Source organism: uncultured Eudoraea sp. (assembly GCF_947258925.1).
Lineage (GTDB): Bacteria > Bacteroidota > Bacteroidia > Flavobacteriales > Flavobacteriaceae > Eudoraea.
Map to the genome: position 1 here is coordinate 57070 of NZ_CAMYKG010000013.1, position 21477 is coordinate 78546.

Here is a 21477-nt window from a genome sequence, read left to right on the forward strand (position 1 = left end):
GTATTGACTTCTGAATCAAAATATTGCAGAAATTGCGGAACCCCGGTTACAAAAAAATATTGTGAAAATTGTGGACAACGCACTTCTGTATATAAAGTTAGCTTTAAAGAGACTATCCACGATTTTATTGATGCTGCTTTCTCATTAAATGGCCCACTTTTTATTACATTAAAACAGCTTGTCGTAAATCCGGGGATTATACTAAGAGAGTATCTTGAGGGTAAACGAAGGAAATATTATAAGCCTGTTGCCTTTTTTATAATTACAACGGTAGTATATCTGGTTATTCGTTCGGCAATTGGTTTTGATCCTTTTAAGGATACTGTATTTGAAGTTGAAAGCACTCAGGATGGGCAGCTTTTAACCAAGGCACGTGATTTTATGTTGTTCAACATCAATAATCTCCTCTTTATTTTGGTATTTACACTGGCCTTATTTTCGAAATTATTCTTCTATAAGAGATATTCCCTGGCGGAATATTTAGCCATTTCTTTTTATTTAACAGGGATGAATACTTTAATTATTACTCTGAATTTATTTCTGGTGATAGGAGTGGGTAAGGAAATGAAACTTTTAGAAATACTTCTAATGTTAGTTTATTTTATTTATGCTATGTGTTCTTTTCTAAGAACAAATAAATCAGTGATTATCATAAAGTCATTTATAGTATTCATACTTTCCTATATTGCCTATGTAAACTTAAGTTTTGGTGTGTCTTACCTTATTGTTCTATTTCAAAACAGCTAATGGCAGGTATTTACATCCATATTCCATTTTGCAAACAGGCCTGCTATTACTGTGACTTTCACTTTTCTACGAGTCTGTCTAAAAAAGGGCCAATGCTCCTGGCTTTGGAGCAGGAATTATTACTGCGAAAAGAGGAATTCAAAAACGAGAAAATCGAGACTATCTATTTTGGTGGTGGAACACCATCGGTGCTGGAGATTTCGGAAATTGAGCAGCTATTGGCTTCAATAAAAAATAATTATAAAGTGATAGCATCTCCGGAAATTACATTAGAGGCCAATCCGGATGATTTATCATCACTTAAAATCAAGGCACTTGGTGATTCTTCTATAAATAGACTGAGTATAGGGATACAATCCTTTTTTGATCAGGATTTAAAATTGATGAACAGGGCACATGATGCCCATGAAGCGCATACAAGTATTACGGAAGCCAAAAAGTATTTTAATAATATTACTATTGATCTCATTTATGGAATACCGGGAATGACAAACGCGCGTTGGGAAGATAATATTGCCAAAGCATTGGCCTATGAATTACCTCATATTTCTAGCTATGCTTTAACAGTTGAACCCAAAACCGCTTTAAAGTCCTTTATAGAAAAAGGAGTGATTCCGGATGTGAATGATGATATTACACAGCAGCAGTTTGAGCTGCTTTTAGATCAATTAGAAGCAAAAGGCTATATCAACTATGAAATTTCCAATTTTGGAAAAAAAGGGTATTTCTCAAATAATAACACGGCCTACTGGCAAGGCAAAAAGTATATGGGTATAGGTCCGTCCGCACATTCATATGATGGTGTTAGAAGGGCTTGGAATATCAACAATAATTCAAAGTACATAAGATCAATTCAGCAAAACATACTCCCCTATGAAGAAGAAAAACTTACAAAAAAAGATCGGTATAATGAATATATTATGACCTCCCTTAGAACAATTTGGGGAATATCTGTAGACAGGGTTAGAACGGAATTTGGGAATTCGTATAGTGATTATCTTTTGCAACGATCTGATAAATATATCACTGAAGATTTGCTCGCTATGAAGGGAAATACCATATTGGTGACCAAAAAAGGAAAGTTTTTATGTGATGGGATTGCAAGTGACTTATTTATGATTAAATTGAATTAAGATTTTGGATAAGATATCATGCTTGCACGGATAAAACACAATAACAAGGAATACAGGATAGATTTTTCCAAACCTCTGGATATTTCTATTCCGTTGCGTGGTAATGAATCTAATGTCTGTGCCTGGCTTCTGGATCCACCTAAGATTGAACCACACCAAGAAGAGGGATTTATTGGAAAAGTAACTGAAGGTGCTTCTGTAAATTTTAACGATATTAGTTTTAATCCGCATGCTCACGGAACACATACAGAATGTATCGGGCATATTACAAAAGAAAGCTATTCTATAAATCAGCAATTATCGGATTATTTTTTCCTTGCCGAAGTGGTCACTATTGCTCCTGAGAAATATCAGGATGATTTTGTGGTTTCCAGGAAACAAATTCAATATGCCATTGGAAAAAGTAAGTGTGAGGCTATCATCATCAGAACTCTGCCTAACCTAAAGGAAAAGTTATCAAAAAAGTATTCGGATACAAATCCACCTTATTTATTGGAAGAAGCAGCCCAATTTTTAGTGGATCGCGGAATTGAACATTTGCTCATTGACCTTCCTTCCATAGACAAGGAAAAGGATAATGGAGCGCTTCTGGCCCACAGGGCTTTCTGGCAAATTGAAGGTAACCTGAGAAGCAGGGCTACTATCACCGAATTTATTTATGTAAATAATGCTATTAAGGACGGAACGTATATTCTAAATTTACAACTGGCACCGTTTGAGAATGATGCTGCACCGAGCAGGCCTGTATTATTCAAACCCATAGAAGCATGAAAACCCAAATCAAATCAGAGTAATGGGCTATGTTCGGAATTATCCTTTCCTTTGTTGGAAGGAACAGGATTAACTATATTTTCACATACAGCTATGGACAGTGCTTTCGGTTATGGATTGAAATATGAGAAAGGATTTAAATATACGGACCTAAGCGAATTAGTAAAAAGTAATGGATAGTATCTTAGAACTCTTTTTAGGATTAATTTTAGGGGCAATCCTAATGTACTGGATGTACTCTTTATTTCGTATAAAGAGGAGTAAAGAGCTTACAGAACATCAATCCACAATAATATTGGAAAAAATTAAAAGTGTCTGTAAACTGATATCTGTGGAAGGTGATTTTGCTGAGATATATAAATATGAAAATACCCGACACCATTTATTGAGTATGTTGAGTAGCAAGAAAAAAGCCCTGATAGTCATTAATGCAAAAGCCCAAATTGGTTATGACCTCAAAAAGGTTCTTATGCACGCTGACACAGACAAAAAAAAGATAATCCTGACTAACTTTCCCCAGCCGGAAGTACTGTCCATACAACCCGAACTTGAATTTTATGACATAAAAAATGGTCTTTTCAACTCATTTACTCCCAAGGACCTGACTGCACTCAACCAGGAAGCCAAAAAACATGTGATGGAGAAAATTCCTGAAAGCGGTCTTATGGATACCGCTCGTAGAGAAGCCTTAGAAGCAGTTTTGTTGATTGAGAAGATTGTGGAAACAATCGGATGGACATTAGACTATTCGACCTTGGAATTAGGCGATTATAAAAAACCTTTCTTAGAAAAATAACGTTTTAATTAAAACCTTTATAAGATGAATAAAACAGTTTGTATTTTAACCCTTTTACTGATTACAATATCAGCATACAGTCAAGAAGATAAAACAATGAGAAATTTAGATTCACATTTTGTACATACCGTATATTTTTGGCTTAACAATCCTGACAACAAGGATGACCAAAAGCAATTTGAAAAGGCGATGAAGAAATTCATGAAGAAGTCAAAACATGCAAATACCCATTTTGTTGGGAAGCCACCAAAAGCAACGCGCGATGTGGTCGACGATTCATTTACCTATGCTTTGATAGTTAGCTTTAAATCTGCCAAACAACAGGAGAAGTACCAAAATGAAAAAGCACATCTGGCATTTATTAAAGAAGCAGAAAGCCTCTGGAACAAGGTAATTGTTTACGATTCTCAGGGTATTAAACTGTGATCTTTCCAGCAGCCCGCTGTCCCATTAATCTGTATATTTAAGCTAAGTCCATCGTCAAAGGGTTTACAGCATGAACATTGAAGAATTCAGGGAACTTTGTTTGCAAAAAAAAGGTGTAACCGAAGAATTTCCTTTTGATGAGGATACACTGGTCTTTAAAGTGCTAGGCAAAATATTTACCATTGCCCCGCTGGAACGAATACCATCACAGGTGAATTTGAAATGCGATCCTGACAGGGCCATTGAGTTGCGGGAAACCTATGCCGGGATTATTACCCCGGGCTATCATATGAGTAAAGTACATTGGAACACATTATTGTTGGAGCATTTACCGGCTGGACTGATAGTGGAACTGGTGGACCATTCCTACGAACTGGTGGTTTCTAAGCTCACAAAAAAACAAAAAACAGCACTCGAGGGCATGATTTAAACTTTAAACCCCTCAAAGAATACTATATCTTTACAACCTCAATTCAAAGAGCAACTTATAAATGCTTAACCCTACTAAGTTCTACAAAGAAAGAATAGAAAAATTAAATTCACGGCTTGTTCAGGTAAAGCGGCAATTGTTTTTCACCAGTATGCTTAGGTTAACAGTTTTTGCCCTTGCGGTTTTGGGAATATACCTGTTTTATGAGAATTCCAATTCCATTCTTTTTGTATTACTTATTGCGGCAATAGCATTCCTGATTTTGGTTTCAAGGCATACCGACCTGAATCATCGAAAAAGAAAGTTACTGGCCTTGATCTCTATTAATGAGACAGAATTGCTGGTATTGGATCGTAAATTTTATCAGCTCCCTGAAGGCAATGAATTTTCAGACCGTGCACATTATTATTGTCAGGATATCGATCTTTTCGGGAAGGGATCATTTTACCAATACTGTAATCGGACAGCTTTAGGTGAAGGTAGTGCAATGTTGGCCGGCCTGTTTAAAGAAAATAACATTGATAATGTAACTGAAAAGCAGATTGCTATAAAAGAATTAGGAGCCCTGGCAGAATGGAGACAGGAATTTTCAGCAATTGCTCAATTGATTAGAACAGAAATTTCTTCTGATAAACTGGTGAATTGGCTCAAGGGATATCAGCCTTTTGTTCCAAAAATATTTAAAACTATACCCAATATTTTTTCACTTTGCTCATTGGGCGTAATAGGCCTTTTTTACTTTGACTTTATTTCTGGTTGGGGATTGTTACTTTGGGTTGTTCTTGGCCTGGGGATTACCGGAAAGTATTTGAAAAGGATTAATGAACTCTCTCAGAAAACTTCTCAGGCACAGCGCAATTTTGAACAGTACCAAAAGTTGATTATGCTTTTGGAAGAAATAAATTTTAAAGCCCGGCTATTGGAAAATGCCAAAGAGGACATCTTAGTAAAAGGTGTAAAGGTATCTCAGGTTCTGAAACAATTTTCTGGGATGCTGAACGCTTTTGACCAAAGGAATAATATTCTTTTTGGAGTTCTGGCAAATGGTTTTCTTTTATGGGACCTGAGGTACGGCCTTGCCATTGAAAAATGGATTAGGGTCCACGGTAGTAGCGTAGAATCCTGGCTTAATACGATTGCTTTTTTTGACGCTTTCAATAGCCTGGGAAATTTCAGTTTTAATCACCCCGGGTATTCCTTTCCGGAAATAACAAAAAATGAACTTATCATTGAGGCCCATAATTTGTCCCATCCTATGTTGGATCCGTCTGAGGGGGTAAGGAATAATTTTAAAATACACAGAGAAGAATTCTTTGTAATTACCGGAGCAAATATGGCTGGTAAAAGCACATTTTTGCGCACTATTTCCCTACAGATCATAATGGCCAATATAGGTTTGCCGGTATGTGCCAGTTCGTTAAGATACCGGCCAATTAAATTAATTACCAGTATGCGTACTGCGGATTCTTTGACGGAGCATGAATCCTACTTTTTTTCGGAACTAAAGCGTTTAAAGTTTATAATTGATAAGATAAAGGAAGATCAATATTTTATTGTGTTGGATGAAATCCTAAAGGGAACTAATAGTACAGATAAAGCTATTGGCTCCAGAAAGTTTGTTGAGAAGTTGGTGAAGTCTAATTCAACCGGCCTGATAGCGACGCACGATCTAAGTCTTTGCGAGGTAGCTGATTCCCTGGAAAAGGTTGATAACTACTATTTTGATGCGGCTATTGTAAATGACGAATTACATTTTGATTATAAAATTAAAAAGGGTATCTGTCAAAATATGAACGCTTCATTTTTATTAAAAAAAATGGATATAGTTGAATAAGCTATGGATTCACTAACCCAAATAGTTTTAGGCGCTTCAGTTGGTGAGGTAGTGCTGGGCAAAAAGGTAGGTAATAAGGCGATGCTTTATGGTGCCATTGCCGGCACAATACCGGATCTTGATGTCTTAAGTCGTTATTTTGTGGACACGGTCACCTATACCGAATGGCATAGGGGTTTTAGCCATTCTATTTTATTTAGTCTTCTTTTTGCACCTGTTTTTGGCTGGATAATTTCTAAAATCGAGAAAAATTCCGGGGTAAATTGGCGGGAATGGTCCAAACTTATGTTTTGGGGTTTGTTCACGCATCCTATTTTGGATTCTTTTACCACCTGGGGAACTCAACTTTTTTGGCCTTTTGATCTGCGGTTGGCATTCCAGAATATTTTTGTAATAGATCCTTTGTATACCTTGCCATTTTTATTTTTCCTGATTTTGACTATGAGACAGCACAGGTTGTCCCCAGCCCGTAGAAAATATAATAAAATAGGCCTTATAGTGAGTACATCATATCTGGCATTAACGATACTTTTGAAGGGAATTACCTTTAAGAAATTTACAGATAATTTAGAGACCCAACAGATAGTTTATAAGCAGATCCAAACCAGGCCAACGCCTTTTAATACAATACTATGGACTGCAAATATAGATACGGGTAAAGAATATTTAATTGGAGAATATTCTTTGTTTGACACCAAACCCATTAAGTTCAGGGGTTACCAAAAAAACCACTTATTATTAGGGGAATTGGCAGGTGAAAATAAAATTCATCGTCTTATTAAAATAGCCGAAGGCTGGTATACCATTTCACGGAAAGGACAAACCCTGCTGTTTAATGATCTCCGTTTTGGGTTGATAAACCTGAACCCTGTTGACCCCAAATTTGCTTTTAGTTATAAACTCCTTAAAACAAACAATGAGGTCATTGTTGAGGAAACCCCAAAATTCAAGGAAGACGCTCAAAACGTTTTATTAGAGCTATGGGCAAGAATTTGGGGAAATTAATAAGCGTCTAATTCTTTTAGCATTTACATTCAGGATAGAAATTTACAGACTCTTTATCTGCAAGTCATGAAAAGTATCTGCCTGTAGACGCAGCAATTCTTCTGCTTTCTGTTTTTTGTAGGCATAAACAGCTTGTTCTTCTGCTATTTCCCCATATATTTTCTCATTCAGTGAAGTATCTGTGGAGAGGATTTGTTGACGTTGTTGCACTTTTTGCATCACCCAGGTCTCGACGGCACTTTCTTCGTCTTCCAATTTAAGGTCATAGGGCCCTTTTGGAGCAAGTAGTTTAACTATTATTGGTGAGGTTTCTATGGCCAGGAATAATAAGAAAATAAAGAAAGAAGGAAACCATGGCAATTCACCAAGGGCATTGATGCGGGCCATAAGCCCGTCAAAACCATCAATAATAGGTTGAGAATCGTCTACGGCTTGTGAATATTCCGAATTTAAGTTTGCAATTTGGGATTCAATGTTGGCAATTTTATTAGAATTGGCTTCCTTTAATTGTCGTAATTCCAATAAGGCAGCATCATGCTTTTCACGCTTTTCTTTATACACCGGCCCCTTGCCTAAAAGCATAGTTCCTGCCCTGCCTTCGGCCTCAGAAATATAGGTATCGTAAAGGGCGTTGGTCTCATCTTCTTTTAACTTTATTTCATTCTTGAGCGATGCAATATCTTCATTCAGGCTGGCAACCACAGGTGTGTATTGCTGTGCTATTTGAGCTTTGTTCGCCAGGGTAAGTTCATTCTTTTGTTCCAATAAAACCTGGTTGATTTCCTTTTCAAAAATTTTCATTTCCAAAGGTTTGGAGATCACCACGGCAATAATAACTGCTAAAATTATCCTTGGTGTTGCCTGTAAAAATTCACTTTTCAGACTGTCTCTTTTTTTAATAGTTGAGACAATAAACCTGTCCAGGTTAAAGATTAACAGCCCCCAGATAAGGCCAAAAAATATTGCAGCATAAACGTTGTCAAATACTGTATACAGGGCATAACTACCGGCAATAAATGCCATTACAGCAGTAAAAAAAACAGTGGCTCCTATGCCTGCGTATTTGGTTTTTTCTCCAGAGGAACAGGATTCAAGAATAGTTGTGTCCGCTCCGGAACAGAGGATAAAAAAGCGTCGTATCATTATAGTGTTCGTTTTTGATTCTACTGGTTAGAACGCAATTTGTGGTTATTTGTTACACTAAAATGAAATAAAAATACCTCAATAAGAAGGGTTTGTATATTTCAGGAATATTCCTTCAAGATTTATAAAGTATTCACAAGGTATTTCAAATCTAAATTCCCTAACCAAGAAGTTCGGTGTAGTATTTATAGAAATAAGGTATCGTTTCTATTCCTTTTAAAAAGTTCCATACCCCAAAATGCTCGTTTGGAGAATGAATGGCATTACTGTCCAGTCCAAAGCCCATTAAGATCGACTTAGTCCCTAACTCTTTTTCAAATAATGGAACTATGGGGATACTACCCCCATTTCTTTTAGGTACAGGGACTTTTCCAAAAGTTGTCTCATAAGCTTTACTTGCCGCCTGGTAACCTACACTGTCTATTGGGGTTACATAACTTTCTCCACCGTGGTGTGGTGTTACCTTCACCTTTACCCCAGCTGGAGCAATTTTTTCAAAGTGGGTTATAAAAAGTTCAGTGATCTCTTTCCAGTCCTGGTGAGGTACTAGGCGCATGGAAATTTTTGCACATGCTTTACTTGCGATAACCGTTTTGGCTCCTTCGCCAGTATAACCTCCCCATATACCATTCACATCAAGGGTAGGTCTAATGGAATTCCGCTCATTTGTGGAATAAGAAGCTTCGCCATAGACATCATCAATGTCCAAAGCAGATTTATATGCATCCAGCTCAAAGGGTGCTTTTTCCATAGCTTCGCGCTCTTCCCGGGTAAGTTCTTCTACCTTATCATAAAATCCTGGAATTGTAATATGGTTATTTTCATCATGTAAAGAGGCAATCATTTTTGCAAGGATGTTTATAGGATTTGCTACGGCCCCACCATACAAGCCGGAATGCAAGTCCCGGTTTGGTCCGGTAACTTCCACTTCTACATAACTTAAGCCCCTCAGGCCGGTAGTAATGGAAGGGATATCGTTTGCGATCATTCCGGTATCTGAAATTAAAATAATATCATTTTTCAATTTTGAATGATTCTCTTTTACAAAGGCTGATAAGCTTTCGCTTCCCACTTCTTCCTCCCCTTCGATCATAAATTTCACGTTACAGGGGAGTACATTGTTTGCGACCATAAATTCAAGTGCTTTCACATGCATATAAACTTGTCCTTTATCATCTGAGGCTCCACGGGCATAGATGGCACCATCCGGGTGTAATTCTGTTTTTTTTATGACAGGGTCAAAAGGCGGGGAATGCCATAGGTCTATTGGATCTGGTGGCTGTACATCATAATGACCATAAACCAGGACTGTTGGTAAATCCTTATCAATTATTTTTTCGCCATATACTATTGGATATCCCTGAGTTTCACAAATCTCAACAAGATCACAACCTGCCTCTTTTAGGGAAGTCGCAAAAGCCTCGGCAGTGTTTAGTACGTCCTGTGCATAAGCTGAATCTGCACTTACAGAAGGCATTTTAAGAAGTTGAATGAGTTCATTGATAAATCGTTCTTTGTGTTGATCGAGGTAAGACTTTATGTTTTGCATTCTAATGAGTTTGAAGAATCCTTAAATTTACGAAAAGAAGGCAGATATTTTTAAACTTCCTTTATTTTTAAATTGAAATTTTGCTTTATATTTGCAACCCCAGAATAACAATAAGTTATTGACACGGGATTTGCAGGCGTGGTGGTCCCGTCCCGATAACTATCGGGAGTTATCGGGAGGTAGACACGATAGACTTAAGGTCTGGTTCTGCATTTTGAAAAATAGTTTTTGCAGGCGTGGTGGAATTGGTAGACACGCTAGACTTAGGATCTAGTGCCGAAAGGTGTGAGAGTTCGAGTCTCTCCGCCTGAGAGTTCGAGTCTCTCCGCCTGTACGATTATAAAAAACCTCCGATCTTCGGAGGTTTTTTCTTTTCAGGAAAGTTGATATTGCGGTGAGACGAGAAGTCTATCCCGCAATGGGCGGGAAGTCTCTCCGCCTGTACGAAGTAAAGGCCCATTCATTATTGGATGGGCTTTTTTATTAAAGTGGAGAGGGGAGAAGTTTATCCCGCCCACAGCGGGAAGTCTCTCCGCCTGTACAATTGGAAAGCCGACTTTTAGGAGTCGGCTTTTTTATTTTGGGTAAACCGAAGGTAAAAAGATCTCTTTTTTAAGGATTATTGGAACGACCGCTTCCAGAGCTTTCGGGTTCTTAAGAAAGGCAATTTGGATTTAATACCCTCTTCCTATTCTTTAATAGTTGATTAAAACCATGCCTTTTTTTACTATAAAGGATATGCTACAAATCAAATAAACCAGGGAGCCAAAGGCTTATTTGTGGGAAATAGGTAATGAGGAAAAGGGCCATTATCATCACTACAAATAAAGGTAAAAGGGGTTTGATCACCTTTTCAATCGTAGTATTGGCTATACCAACACCGACAAACAATACGGATCCCACCGGTGGCGTACATAAACCAATACACAGGTTTAAAATCATAATAATTCCAAAATGTACCGGATCTAATCCCAGTTTCATTACAACAGGTAAAAATATTGGAGTAAATATTAATACTGCGGGAGTCATATCCATAAAGATGCCCACAAACAGTAGCAAAAGGTTGATAATGAGTAATATTACGATCTTATTGTCACTAAAACTCAACAGGCCGGTACTTATATCCTGGGGAATATTCTCAAATGACAATGCCCATGACATGCTCATGGATGCACCTATCAATAACATTACAATTGCTGTAGTTGTAGACGAATCCAATAAAATTTGGGGAAGTTTCTCAAAAGTAATTTCCTTATAGATAAATCCGAGAATAAGACTATAGAGTACCGCAATGGCAGAAGCTTCTGTAGCAGTAAAAATACCGGTTACAATACCTCCTATGACCACAATCAGCATTAATAAACTAGGCACAGCATCAATAAAAGTCTTTAGAATACTTTTAAAAGTACTGCGCTTTCCTACTTTATATCCTTTTTTTCTGGCCCATAAAGATGCCACTAACATCAGCAGTAATCCCGTTAGTATTCCGGGAAGGTAGCCGGCTAAAAATAAAGCAGCAATAGATGCTCCGCCACTGGCCAGAGAATACACAATAAGAATATTGCTAGGAGGGATAAGGAGTCCGGTAGTTGCGGAAGTAATATTTACGGCCGCACCAAATTCTTTGGAATACCCTTCTTTTTCCATTTCAGGTCCCAGAATACTCCCCATAGCGGAAGCCGATGCCATAGCAGAACCCGCAATAGCACCCATAAGCATTGCCGAAACTATATTTATTAGAGCCAGGCCACCGGGCAATGCTCCAACCAATGTTTTTGCAAAGGCAATCAGCCTATGCGCAATACCACCTTTGTTCATTAGCTCTCCGGAAAGAATAAAAAAAGGTATTGCCAGGAGCGCAAAACTGTCGAGTCCAGTGCCAATACGCTGCGACACGGTTGTAAATGCAGGTAATGCAGGGATACTTACCAGCATGGTAAGCAGGGCGGAAATGGTTATACTCCATGCAACCGGGGTGCCTATTGCCAGCAGGCCTAAAAAACTAATTATTAAAACAAGTATCGGTATATATTCCATTTTCCCTATCGGTTTAATATGTCGGAAATCTTATAGTAAATGATCAGTGTTCCACTAATTGGAATGATAATGTAAACTGCAGCCAGGGGTACCTGCAATGCAGGGGAATATTGATCCAGAATATAGGTGATATAAACCAATCTTGTACCCCCTATAACCAAGGCGAAAAGACAGAATAGAATGATTAAAATACGTACAATAAGTTTTAACTTTCTCTGAGTTTTAGTGCTTAACCGGGATGGAAGTACAATAATAGCTACATGCTTATTACGTCCCGAAACATAGGCTGCGCCAAGTATCCCGATCCATATCATCAGGTATCTTGCCAATTCATCTGTAAAGGAACTGGGAGCCCCTAAAAAGTACCGGCTAAAGACCTGCCATAATACATTGATTACCATGATACTCATTATGATGATCAATATATGGGCCAGGACCTTGTCGATTTTTTTTCTTAATTCCATTTATTGGGTTTCTTGAATCTCTTTTATTAGCTTATTAAGCGCTTCATTTTCTCGGAATTGTTCATAATTATTTTCAATCCTTTTTGTGAAAAGGGCCTTATCCGGCCTAATAATTTCAACCCCAGCCTGCTGCACTGCATTTAAGGCTTCTTCTTCAGATTCCAACCACAAAATGCGCTGGTAAGCAATAGATTTTTCTACAGCCTTTTTAAGCCACTCGCGCTCTTCCATAGAGAGCCTGTTCCATAAATGTGTGCCAACGAGAAGTACGTCGGGTAGCATAGTATGTTCATCCAGTGAATAGTATTTGCAAACTTCATAATGACGCGATAAATAGAAACTCGGAGGATTATTTTCGGCACCATCAACAACCCCTTGCTGCAAGGACGTATATAATTCTCCCCATGATATTGGGGTAGGTGAACCTCCCAGGCTTGTTACCATTTCTATTGCCGTAACACTTTCCATAACCCTTATTTTCAAACCGTTAAGGTCATCCGGGGAATTTATAGGCTTGTCCTTTGTATAAAAACTTCTGCTACCCGCATCATAATATCCCAAGCCTTTAAGCCAGTATTTTTCTCCATCTGCCAACAGCTTTTGTCCGATAGGTCCGTCCAAAACTTTGAATGCATGCTGTCTGTCTCTAAATAGAAACGGAAGTCCCAATACCTTCATTTTAGGGGCAAAATTTTCCAGAACGCCAACAGAAACTTTGGTCATGTCAAGACTTCCTATTTGTAAAAGTTCCAAACATTGACGCTCTGTTCCCAATTGCTGACTTGGATATATTTCAAGCCGTAATTTGCCATCTGATAGTTCTTCCAAATCCATCCCCATTTTCACCATGGCCATATGAACAGAATGGTTGACATCAAGACCATGTGCTAATTTAATAGTTCGGACTTTCTCAACATTTTTACATCCAAAATGGACCGTAATAATCAAAAGAAAATAACCAAGGGTCTTTAATTGCATAAATTCCTTTCTAAGGTTTCTCTATGCAATATACTTAAGTAGAGTGTAAAAATTCGGAATAATTAATTAAGGCAATGAATAATCAGTAAGATATAGGGTGTTTTTGTAAATCAATAGGCTAAATAGTATTGCGTAACACGGGATATTAAACGAACATTAAGCTAAAGCCTTCAGGAGAACTAAAAGAGCTGAAGTTAAAGCCTGATCAAGTCCGGAATCTAAATCAAAGTATGAAAATGTAACAAGGTAAGATTAGGGAATTTTGGAATTTCATCCTGTCTAAAAGAAGCCCAGACCTGCTAAAATGAGACAAATCACAACTGCTGCCAGGATTAAGACCAAAACTACTACCATTATGCTAAGAAACCCATTAAGGAGTTTTGTACCAAAAGATAATTGATCTTCCATAATTCATATAATTTCCTACAATGTACATATTTATGACAATAAATTACATTTGGATGACTATAATTCGACTAAAAGTTAGACAGGATAGGCCTTTTTGAGATGTACTACCTGAATTTTCGGTAAACTGTAATATCCCTTTAGGAACTTTTATCCGGGCTTAACTTTTTACCTAAGTCTTCAAGTGAAATACCTTTGGTCTCGGGCATCATGAATAGCACAAATAGCAATTGTAAGACCATCATAAATGAAAAGAATATAAATATGGGCCATGGATTATCCTTAAATATGCCATTATCGGCATCCAGGAATATTGGTGTAAGCAGGGTTATTAAAGCGGCAAATATCCAATGTGTACCTGTACCCCATGACTGGCCAAAAGCCCTGACTTTATTTGGAAAGATCTCAGAAATAAACACCCAAATCACAGCCCCTTGACCAATGGCATGTGAAGCAATAAATATGAGAATGAAGATAAGTAGTAAGGTGGAACTTGCTCCACTATAAAAACACCATCCGACCATTGCAAGACTTACTATATAACCCACAGAACCAATTTTCATCAATTCTCTTCTACCCATCTTATCAATTAACCGTATTCCTATAAGGGTAAAAACCAAATTCACAATACCTATCGAAATAGAACTGAATAGGGATTCTTTTGCTGCTAAACCGGCTCTTTCTAAAATTTCCGGGGCGTAGTAAAGAATAAAATTGATACCTGACAACTGATTAAAGAAAGCAATTAAAAACGCAAGAACCAGGGGTTTTTTGTATTTGCTTGTAAAAAGGCGCTCTTTGTCATCATCGGGATTATAAGAATTTTTAATTTCCTCGAACTTCACTTTCGCATGCTCTTTGTTTGACAGGTATTCCAAGGTTTCCAGGGCCGCTTTATCATCGTGTTTGTTAATAACCAACCAGCGAGGGCTGTTAGGTATTTTCAGGACCAGTAGACAATAAATTAATGCTGGAATAGCTTCCACACCCAGCATCCAACGCCAATCATTGGCTCCATCAAAACCTTTGAGTAAATAATTGGAAATAAAGGCGATAAAAATCCCAAAGACTATATTAAACTGGTATAGGGCAACCAACTGTCCCCGGTTTTTGGAAGATGAAATTTCCGATACATATATTGGCGCCGCAACAGAAGAAGCACCTACGCCGAGACCGCCAATAAATCTGAAGAAAGAAAACATATAGGGGTCTACGGCCATGGCCGATCCCATAGCAGAGGTAAAATATAAGACACCAATCCAGAATAAGGTTTTCTTTCTACCAAAAAGATCACATGGGATACCTCCAAAAAGAGAACCTATTACTGTGCCCCATAAGGCCATGGACATAATAAAAGTACCATGAAACCATGGTGAAGTGTCCCACAATTCCTTAATAGGTAAGTTGGCACCACTTATGACTACCGTATCAAACCCAAACAAAAAACCTGCAAGCGCAGCAGTTATTGAAATTCTAAAAATTCTTCTGTCCATGTTCTGCAGATTTTGGTAAATCTAACAAAAAAAAGTAAGAGAAAATGAAATAGAGATTTAAGTCAGGCTGTCCTCGGTTTCAAAGAGTCCAAAAAGCTGGTTTTTTTCTTTTTTTCTATTGCTCGATCAAACGGCTCGTTGGGTCGTTTTATGGAGTCCGATTTTGGTTTTAAACCCCTTTCTTTCTTAGTATGCTTATGGGGTATGGTATCTGTAATAGTATTCTTTTTTGTCTTTGGCTCATTAAGGTCATTTGAGCGCTGCTTGCAGGAAATAATACATATGAACAAGCATAAAAGCAAGATATGAAAAGGGGCAAATTTCATTTGTCTTTTTTGAAATTAATTATTAAATAAAAATTGGTTTATTGGCCGGGTATTTATTGAATATCAGCTTCGTTAGCCGGATTTTTATATAGTGGTTATAATCCGATGAGCAACAGATAGCTATAGTAATGTACGTATATGGTTCATCACTTGGATGCTGGCCCCCTTGTTTTCAGAAATGTAGGTTGCATTTATATTCCCCGCCTTAAATCTGAAATTGGAATCTAACCGCAGTTTGTCTGCTATTTGCCCAAATTCAGTTGTATCTTTAACAGGAAAGATACCCCTTAGATTTACTAATTCCTGAGCTTCTTTAAATCCTTCATATTCAGGACCTGTGATTACCGGGATGCCAAACACGGCAGGTTCCAGGGTGTTATGCAACCCTCCTCTTGTGAATCCCCCTCCCACATAAGCCATATCTGCATAGCTATATATTTTGGTCAATAGCCCAATGGTATCTATAATGAGAACTTCAGGGTCTCCCGAAACAACTTCAGTATTTTCCGAAAATAAAGCCGTTCTTTTGGTTATTTTTTGTTTAAGTCGCTCTATATCTTTTGCAACAATATTATGAGGGGCAATAACATATTTTATTTCATGTGAAGTTGAATTGATATATTCCACCAATATTGCCTCATCCTCGGGCCATGTACTGCCCAAAACAAAGCAAAGTGAAGATTTTTTAAAACTATCCATAAAGTCGAGCTTATTATCCTGGACCAGGATTTCAGAAACCCTGTCAAATCTTGTATCTCCACTTATTGTGGTATTGTATAAATTAATAGTATTCAATAATTTTTTTGATTCAATATCCTGAATAAAAAAATGGGAAAATGTATTCAAGGCTTTTCTCATAAATCCCCCATACCATTTGAAATAGATTTGATTACTTTTAAAAATTCCGGAAATCAGTATTGTGGGGACTCCATTATTACGAAGTTCCCGGAGTAAATTAGGCCAAATCTCATATTTTATGAAAATAGCCAACTTAGGATCCAACAGCTTAATGAATTTCTTCATATTGCCGGGAGTATCCATTGGAAGATAGGTTACAAAATCTGCCTTTGACGTATGCTTCTTCACTTCAAATCCGGAAGGAGAAAAAAAAGAGACTACAATTTTATTTTCGGGATATTCGGCTTTTAATTTATCTATTACCGGCAGGCCTTGTTCAAATTCGCCTAGCGAAGCGGCATGTATCCAAATAGTACGATCATTTTCCGAAATATGATTTTTTAATTCCGTAAAAACGTTTTTTCTTCCATTAATGAATAGCCTGATTTTGGAATTGAAAAGAGCAATAATATGAAGAAAAAAGAAGGCAACATAAATTGCGAAATTATAGAAGATATTCACGTACCAGGATTTTACTGCTAAAATACGCTTCTTTGTTAAATTACATTGGCTGCGGTTCCTTATTTTTGTATTATTGTTCACTTAACAAGCACTTATGAAAAAGCTACAAATGGTAGACCTGATAGGTCAATACCAGGGGATTAAAAAACAAGTAGATGAGTCCATATCACACATATTGAATTCTGCTGCTTTTATAAATGGGCCGGAGGTGCATGCTTTTCAAAAAGAACTGGAAGAATATTTACAGGTGAAGCATGTAATTCCATGCGCCAATGGCACAGATGCCCTTCAAATCGCCATGATGGGTCTTGGGCTTCAGCCAGGTGATGAAATTATAACGGCCGATTTTACCTTTGCCGCCACGGTTGAAGTTATAGCCTTATTAAGATTAACACCGGTATTAGTTGATGTTGAACCTGACACCTTCAATATTGACCCTCTGGCAATAGAAAAGGCCATCACCCCTAAAACGAAGGCTATCGTGCCCGTCCATCTTTTTGGGCAGTGTGCAAATATGGAAGCCATAATGGAAATAGCTGAAAAACATGATCTTTTTGTAATTGAAGATAACGCCCAGGCAATTGGGGCGGATTATACCTTTAAAGATGGAACAAAGAAAAAAGCCGGTGGCATTGCACATGTGGCTTCCACATCATTTTTTCCATCCAAAAATCTTGGTTGTTATGGCGATGGCGGAGCTATATTTACAAATGATGATGACCTGGCACATACTATTCGGGGAATCGTAAATCACGGCATGTATACCCGCTACCATCATGATGTTGTTGGTGTAAATTCAAGGTTGGATACAATTCAGGCAGCCGTATTAAGGGCAAAACTTCCCCGACTCAACTCCTATTGTAATAAGCGCAGGGAAGCCGCGCGTAAATACATGAAGGCTTTTCAGGGACAAGAGCATATTGTCCTGCCTAAAACAGGAATCAGCTGCAACGGATTTTGTGAAAACTGTGATTGTCATGTTTTTCATCAATTTACCATACGAATTATGAATGGCAAAAGGGATTTGTTAGCCGATCATCTAGCCCAAAAGAATATCCCATTCGGAATTTATTATCCAATTCCTTTACATAAACAAAAGGCTTACGCAGATTCGCGGTATAATGAATCAGATTTTACGGTAACCAATGAACTTGTTAAAGAGGTAATATCACTACCGATGCACACAGAACTGGAGGATGATCAGATCTCATTTATTACACAAACGGTAATTAAATTCTTAAAAGATTGATCCTGGCATTCAATTGAAAGCAAGTGTACCATCTATTTAAACTAATACTAGCTATATGAAAATACTGGTAACCGGCGGACTCGGATTTATTGGTTCACATACCGTTGTTGAGTTACAAAATTCCGGATATGAAGTTGTAATTATCGACAATTGTTCTAATTCATCTGAAAATGTATTAGATGGCATTGCTGCCATTACAGGGAGGAGACCGGTCTTTGAGAAAATTGATCTTCGTGAAAAAGAAAAGGTTCAGGATTTTTTCAAAAGACATTCAGATGTACAAGGAACCATACATTTTGCAGCTTCCAAAGCTGTGGGTGAAAGTGTTGAAAAACCCTTGTTGTATTATGAAAATAATCTTAGTACACTTATTTACATCCTTCAGGAATTGACTGCTAAAAAAGCGCAGAGTTTTATTTTTAGTTCCTCGTGCACCGTTTATGGTCAGGCAAGTAAAATGCCTATTACGGAGGATGCCCCTGTGCAAAAAGCGGAATCGCCTTACGGTAATACAAAACAGATAGGAGAAGAGATCATAATTGACACCTGTAAAGTAAATCAAGAATTACAGGCCATTTCTTTAAGGTATTTTAATCCAATGGGCGCACATCCCAGTTCAGAGATTGGTGAACTTCCCATAGGTGTTCCTCAAAATCTGGTTCCTTTTATTACTCAAACCGGGGTTGGATTAAGGGATCAACTTTCTGTATTTGGCGGTGACTACCCAACACCTGATGGAACCTGTATAAGGGATTATATTCACGTAGTGGATTTGGCAAAGGCACATGTGGTAGCCCTGGAACGCTTGTTGGAAGGAAAGAATACTGAGAATTACGAGGTGTATAATGTGGGTACAGGCGAGGGCAGTTCCGTTCTTGAAGTAATCTCCAGTTTTGAGCGGGTGTCTGGCCTGAAGCTCAACTATTCCATTGTTGACAGAAGGGCGGGTGATATAATCAGCGCATTTGCAGATACCAAAAAAGCCAATAAAATTTTAGGCTGGGAGGCAAAATCAAGTTTGGACCAGGCTATGAAATCTGCATGGGATTGGGAACAAAAAATCAGGAATTAAATACATAAAAACTTTTTAGGATGAAAAAATTTATAGTTTTAATGACCCTCATGCTTACAGCAAGTATTTATGGGCAAAAAAAGTATATACAATGTGGTAGTTTGTTAGATGTTCTAACGGGCAAAGTATTGGAAGAGAAAACCATAATTGTCTCGGGAAATAGAATAATGGAGATTCAGGATGGTTTTGTATTAGGTACTTCCGGCGATGAGGTTATAGATTTAAAGAATAAAGTGGTATTGCCTGGTTTTATTGATATGCATGTGCATATTGAATTCGAATCCGACCCTAAAACATATATTGATAGATTTACCTTAAATGATGCTGATGTAGCCTTTAGGGCCTCAGTTTATGCCAAAAAAACACTTATGGCTGGTTTTACAACGGTTAGGGATTTAGGTGGAACCGGAGTCAATATAGCCTTAAGAAATGCAATTAACAAGGAATTGGTTATTGGACCGCGAATATATACGGCGGGTAAAGCAATTGCAACAACCGGGGGACATGCAGATCCAACTAATGGAAGCAGAAAAGAATTGGCCGGAGACCCGGGTCCTAAAGAGGGGGTGATAAATTCTCCCGAAGATGGAAAAAAAGCAGTACGCCAGCGTTATAAAGAAGGTTCAGACGTAATTAAAATTACAGCAACTGGTGGTGTACTGAGCGTAGCCAATAGCGGTAAAAACCCCCAATTTACGATTGAAGAAATAAAAGCCGTTACCCAAATTGCAAATGATTATGGCATGCTTACGGCGGCACATGCCCATGGCGATGAAGGAATGCAAAGAGCCATAAAAGGAGGCATAAAAACAATAGAACACGGGAGTTACATGAGTGAAGAAACCATGGAACTAATGAAAGAATACGATGCCTATCTGGTTCCAACAATCACAGCAGGAAAACAAGTAGTTGAAAAGGCAAAAATACCGGGGTTTTTTCCAGCTGTTGTTGCTGAGAAAGCCCTTGAAATTGGGCCATTGATCCAAAATACCTTTGCCAAAGCCTATAAAAAAGGAGTAAAAATTGCATTTGGTACCGATGCAGGGGTTTTCCCCCACGGTATGAATGCAAAAGAATTTGGTTATATGGTTGAGGCTGGGATGCCTGCCGCAGAGGCCCTGCGTTCTGCCACAATTACCAATGCAGAATTATTGGGCATGAGCAATGAACTTGGACAATTAAAAGCAGGTTTTTTAGCGGATATCATAGCTGTCAATGAAAATCCGGTTAAGAAAGTTACAACATTGGAAAATGTTGTATTTGTAATGAAAAATGGGATAATCTATTCTAAGTAAGTAAGCAAGACTAAGGAGCTAATTATTATATGATACCTGAGTTTAATGAAAGTGAAGAGCTAATAAAGTATGCTGATTCTAATAATCTGTATTTAGATCTTGTTTTACAATTAAAAAAGGATTTTGCCCTTGCTAATTTAACTTTGGATTTACCTGAGGATTGTAATCCAAACGAACTGAAATATCTGCTTCAAAAGAACATTCAGTTCCTTATTGAAGAAAAGTATTCAGATTTTATGAATCTCTTATATATAGTGGATTTACCTGAAGATACAACCAGGCAAAATTTAGACGTCGATATAGTAAATGTCAGTGATTTTTATACTTTCCTTATTTTAAAAAGGCTATGGCAAAAAATATGGTTTAGGCGTCAGTATAATGAGAAAAATTGAAAATACTTTTTAGAAATACATTCTTATAAAGGGCACCCAGGGATTGGCATAAAGACTTCTGTCATCATGCAATACGTCATATTGTATGCCAAAAGTAACATTCCTTGTACTGTATCCTACACCCAGAAATAGCGATGTTGTCCAGTAATTTTCATCTAATAGCATGGAAGCGGAGCTATAATTTGTATTCACTCTTAAGGGTTGAAGGATGGCCGATAATTGTATGGGCGGGATTGGATTAAAAAAACTCAGGATACTCCCACCGTAAGCCGTAAATTCCGAGTCTCCAAATACAGGGTCTCCAATTTTGGAATACTCAAAATTCAGGGATAAGCCTGTCGCAAACTTTTCACTTACTTGATAAATGGCACTTGGGGCAAGTGCTATACTAAAGCTTTGATTTCCAAAACCAAGGCCTACAGCACCTCCATATCGGACATTGCTCCAAAATTCATTTCGTGGTTTTACGCGTTGTGCGGAACAAATAAAGCCTAACGATAGAACTGCCACTAACAAAATAGTATATTTATGATTCGATAGAATTTTCAATAACATAGACTATGATTTTTTATT

At 37.8% G+C, this 21477-nt stretch carries 22 protein-coding genes and 1 tRNA gene; 14 read left to right on the plus strand and 9 right to left on the minus strand.

The window, feature by feature from the left end:
* Nucleotides 1-3: 3 nt before the first annotated feature.
* The 9 genes from Q0X77_RS06150 to Q0X77_RS06190 all read left to right on the plus strand — a co-directional run bounded on the left by Q0X77_RS06150 (nt 4) and on the right by Q0X77_RS06190 (nt 7142).
* Nucleotides 4-747: a DUF3667 domain-containing protein gene (locus Q0X77_RS06150; protein WP_297794604.1), complete on the plus strand. Its 744-nt coding sequence runs from the start codon at nt 4-6 to the stop codon at nt 745-747.
* Nucleotides 747-1880: a radical SAM family heme chaperone HemW gene (gene hemW / locus Q0X77_RS06155; RefSeq protein WP_297794607.1), complete on the plus strand. Its 1134-nt coding sequence runs from the start codon at nt 747-749 to the stop codon at nt 1878-1880. Before Q0X77_RS06150 ends, hemW begins: the two co-directional genes overlap by 1 nt.
* Nucleotides 1881-1898: 18 nt before the next feature.
* Nucleotides 1899-2651 (plus strand): cyclase family protein, encoded by a 753-nt coding sequence (locus tag Q0X77_RS06160; RefSeq protein ID WP_297794610.1) that lies wholly within the window; start codon nt 1899-1901, stop codon nt 2649-2651.
* A gap of 54 nt (nt 2652-2705) precedes the next feature.
* Complete coding sequence (locus Q0X77_RS06165) at nt 2706-2831, plus strand: DUF4260 family protein (protein WP_297794613.1); 126 nt, start codon at nt 2706-2708, stop codon at nt 2829-2831.
* Nucleotides 2824-3447 carry a DUF4230 domain-containing protein gene (locus Q0X77_RS06170; protein WP_297794616.1) on the plus strand — a complete coding sequence of 208 codons (624 nt, stop codon included), beginning with the start codon at nt 2824-2826 and terminating at the stop codon, nt 3445-3447. The genes Q0X77_RS06165 and Q0X77_RS06170 overlap by 8 nt, the downstream gene beginning before the upstream one ends.
* Before the next feature lie 96 nt (nt 3448-3543).
* Nucleotides 3544-3873, plus strand: coding sequence for a Dabb family protein (locus Q0X77_RS06175; RefSeq protein WP_297794620.1), 330 nt, complete (start codon nt 3544-3546; stop codon nt 3871-3873).
* A 70-nt stretch (nt 3874-3943) separates the two neighbouring features.
* The gene (locus tag Q0X77_RS06180) at nt 3944-4303 is read left to right on the plus strand and encodes an MmcQ/YjbR family DNA-binding protein (protein ID WP_297794623.1); all 360 of its coding nucleotides are present in this window, start codon (nt 3944-3946) and stop codon (nt 4301-4303) included.
* 61 nt (nt 4304-4364) lie between these two features.
* Complete coding sequence (locus Q0X77_RS06185; RefSeq protein WP_297794627.1) at nt 4365-6137, plus strand: DNA mismatch repair protein MutS; 1773 nt, start codon at nt 4365-4367, stop codon at nt 6135-6137.
* A gap of 3 nt (nt 6138-6140) precedes the next feature.
* A complete protein-coding gene (locus tag Q0X77_RS06190; RefSeq protein WP_297794630.1) occupies nt 6141-7142 on the plus strand; it encodes a metal-dependent hydrolase in 1002 nt (333 codons plus the stop codon).
* A 42-nt stretch (nt 7143-7184) separates the two neighbouring features.
* Here Q0X77_RS06190 and Q0X77_RS06195 read toward each other — a convergent pair whose 3' ends face one another.
* Together Q0X77_RS06195 and Q0X77_RS06200 are read right to left on the minus strand one after the other, a co-directional pair.
* Nucleotides 7185-8285, minus strand: coding sequence for a DUF4407 domain-containing protein (locus Q0X77_RS06195; protein WP_297794632.1), 1101 nt, complete (start codon nt 8283-8285; stop codon nt 7185-7187).
* 160 nt (nt 8286-8445) lie between these two features.
* A complete protein-coding gene (locus tag Q0X77_RS06200; protein WP_297794635.1) occupies nt 8446-9834 on the minus strand; it encodes a dipeptidase in 1389 nt (462 codons plus the stop codon).
* Between the two features lie 230 nt (nt 9835-10064).
* Here Q0X77_RS06200 and Q0X77_RS06205 point away from each other — a divergent pair.
* Nucleotides 10065-10168 (plus strand) — tRNA-Leu (locus Q0X77_RS06205).
* Nucleotides 10169-10575: 407 nt separating this feature from the next.
* On the opposite strand, the gene Q0X77_RS06210 is transcribed toward Q0X77_RS06205, so the two are convergent.
* From Q0X77_RS06210 to Q0X77_RS06235, 6 genes are all read right to left on the minus strand, one after another.
* Entirely contained in the window at nt 10576-11871 is a 1296-nt protein-coding gene (locus tag Q0X77_RS06210; protein WP_297794638.1) for a TRAP transporter large permease, read from the minus strand.
* A gap of 5 nt (nt 11872-11876) precedes the next feature.
* Nucleotides 11877-12335: a TRAP transporter small permease gene (locus tag Q0X77_RS06215; protein WP_297794641.1), complete on the minus strand. Its 459-nt coding sequence runs from the start codon at nt 12333-12335 to the stop codon at nt 11877-11879.
* Nucleotides 12336-13313: a TRAP transporter substrate-binding protein gene (locus tag Q0X77_RS06220; RefSeq protein ID WP_297794644.1), complete on the minus strand. Its 978-nt coding sequence runs from the start codon at nt 13311-13313 to the stop codon at nt 12336-12338.
* Between the two features lie 279 nt (nt 13314-13592).
* A complete protein-coding gene (locus tag Q0X77_RS06225) occupies nt 13593-13721 on the minus strand; it encodes a hypothetical protein (RefSeq protein ID WP_297794647.1) in 129 nt (42 codons plus the stop codon).
* Nucleotides 13722-13858: 137 nt separating this feature from the next.
* The gene (locus tag Q0X77_RS06230) at nt 13859-15211 is read right to left on the minus strand and encodes a sugar porter family MFS transporter (RefSeq protein WP_297794650.1); all 1353 of its coding nucleotides are present in this window, start codon (nt 15209-15211) and stop codon (nt 13859-13861) included.
* 446 nt (nt 15212-15657) lie between these two features.
* Nucleotides 15658-16896: a glycosyltransferase N-terminal domain-containing protein gene (locus Q0X77_RS06235; protein WP_297794653.1), complete on the minus strand. Its 1239-nt coding sequence runs from the start codon at nt 16894-16896 to the stop codon at nt 15658-15660.
* 94 nt (nt 16897-16990) lie between these two features.
* Here Q0X77_RS06235 and Q0X77_RS06240 point away from each other — a divergent pair, with 94 nt between their 5' ends.
* Genes Q0X77_RS06240 through Q0X77_RS06255 form a run of 4 tightly spaced genes read left to right on the plus strand, consistent with a single transcriptional unit; the run spans nt 16991 to nt 20904 of the window.
* Entirely contained in the window at nt 16991-18145 is a 1155-nt protein-coding gene (locus tag Q0X77_RS06240; RefSeq protein WP_297794656.1) for a DegT/DnrJ/EryC1/StrS aminotransferase family protein, read from the plus strand.
* Between the two features lie 55 nt (nt 18146-18200).
* Nucleotides 18201-19217: a UDP-glucose 4-epimerase GalE gene (gene galE / locus Q0X77_RS06245; protein ID WP_297794659.1), complete on the plus strand. Its 1017-nt coding sequence runs from the start codon at nt 18201-18203 to the stop codon at nt 19215-19217.
* Between the two features lie 20 nt (nt 19218-19237).
* Nucleotides 19238-20512, plus strand: coding sequence for an amidohydrolase family protein (locus Q0X77_RS06250; protein WP_297794662.1), 1275 nt, complete (start codon nt 19238-19240; stop codon nt 20510-20512).
* A gap of 29 nt (nt 20513-20541) precedes the next feature.
* Nucleotides 20542-20904: a hypothetical protein gene (locus tag Q0X77_RS06255; RefSeq protein WP_297794665.1), complete on the plus strand. Its 363-nt coding sequence runs from the start codon at nt 20542-20544 to the stop codon at nt 20902-20904.
* Between the two features lie 9 nt (nt 20905-20913).
* Here Q0X77_RS06255 and Q0X77_RS06260 read toward each other — a convergent pair whose 3' ends face one another.
* Complete coding sequence (locus Q0X77_RS06260; protein WP_297794668.1) at nt 20914-21459, minus strand: alpha-ketoglutarate decarboxylase; 546 nt, start codon at nt 21457-21459, stop codon at nt 20914-20916.
* Nucleotides 21460-21477: the final 18 nt, after the last annotated feature.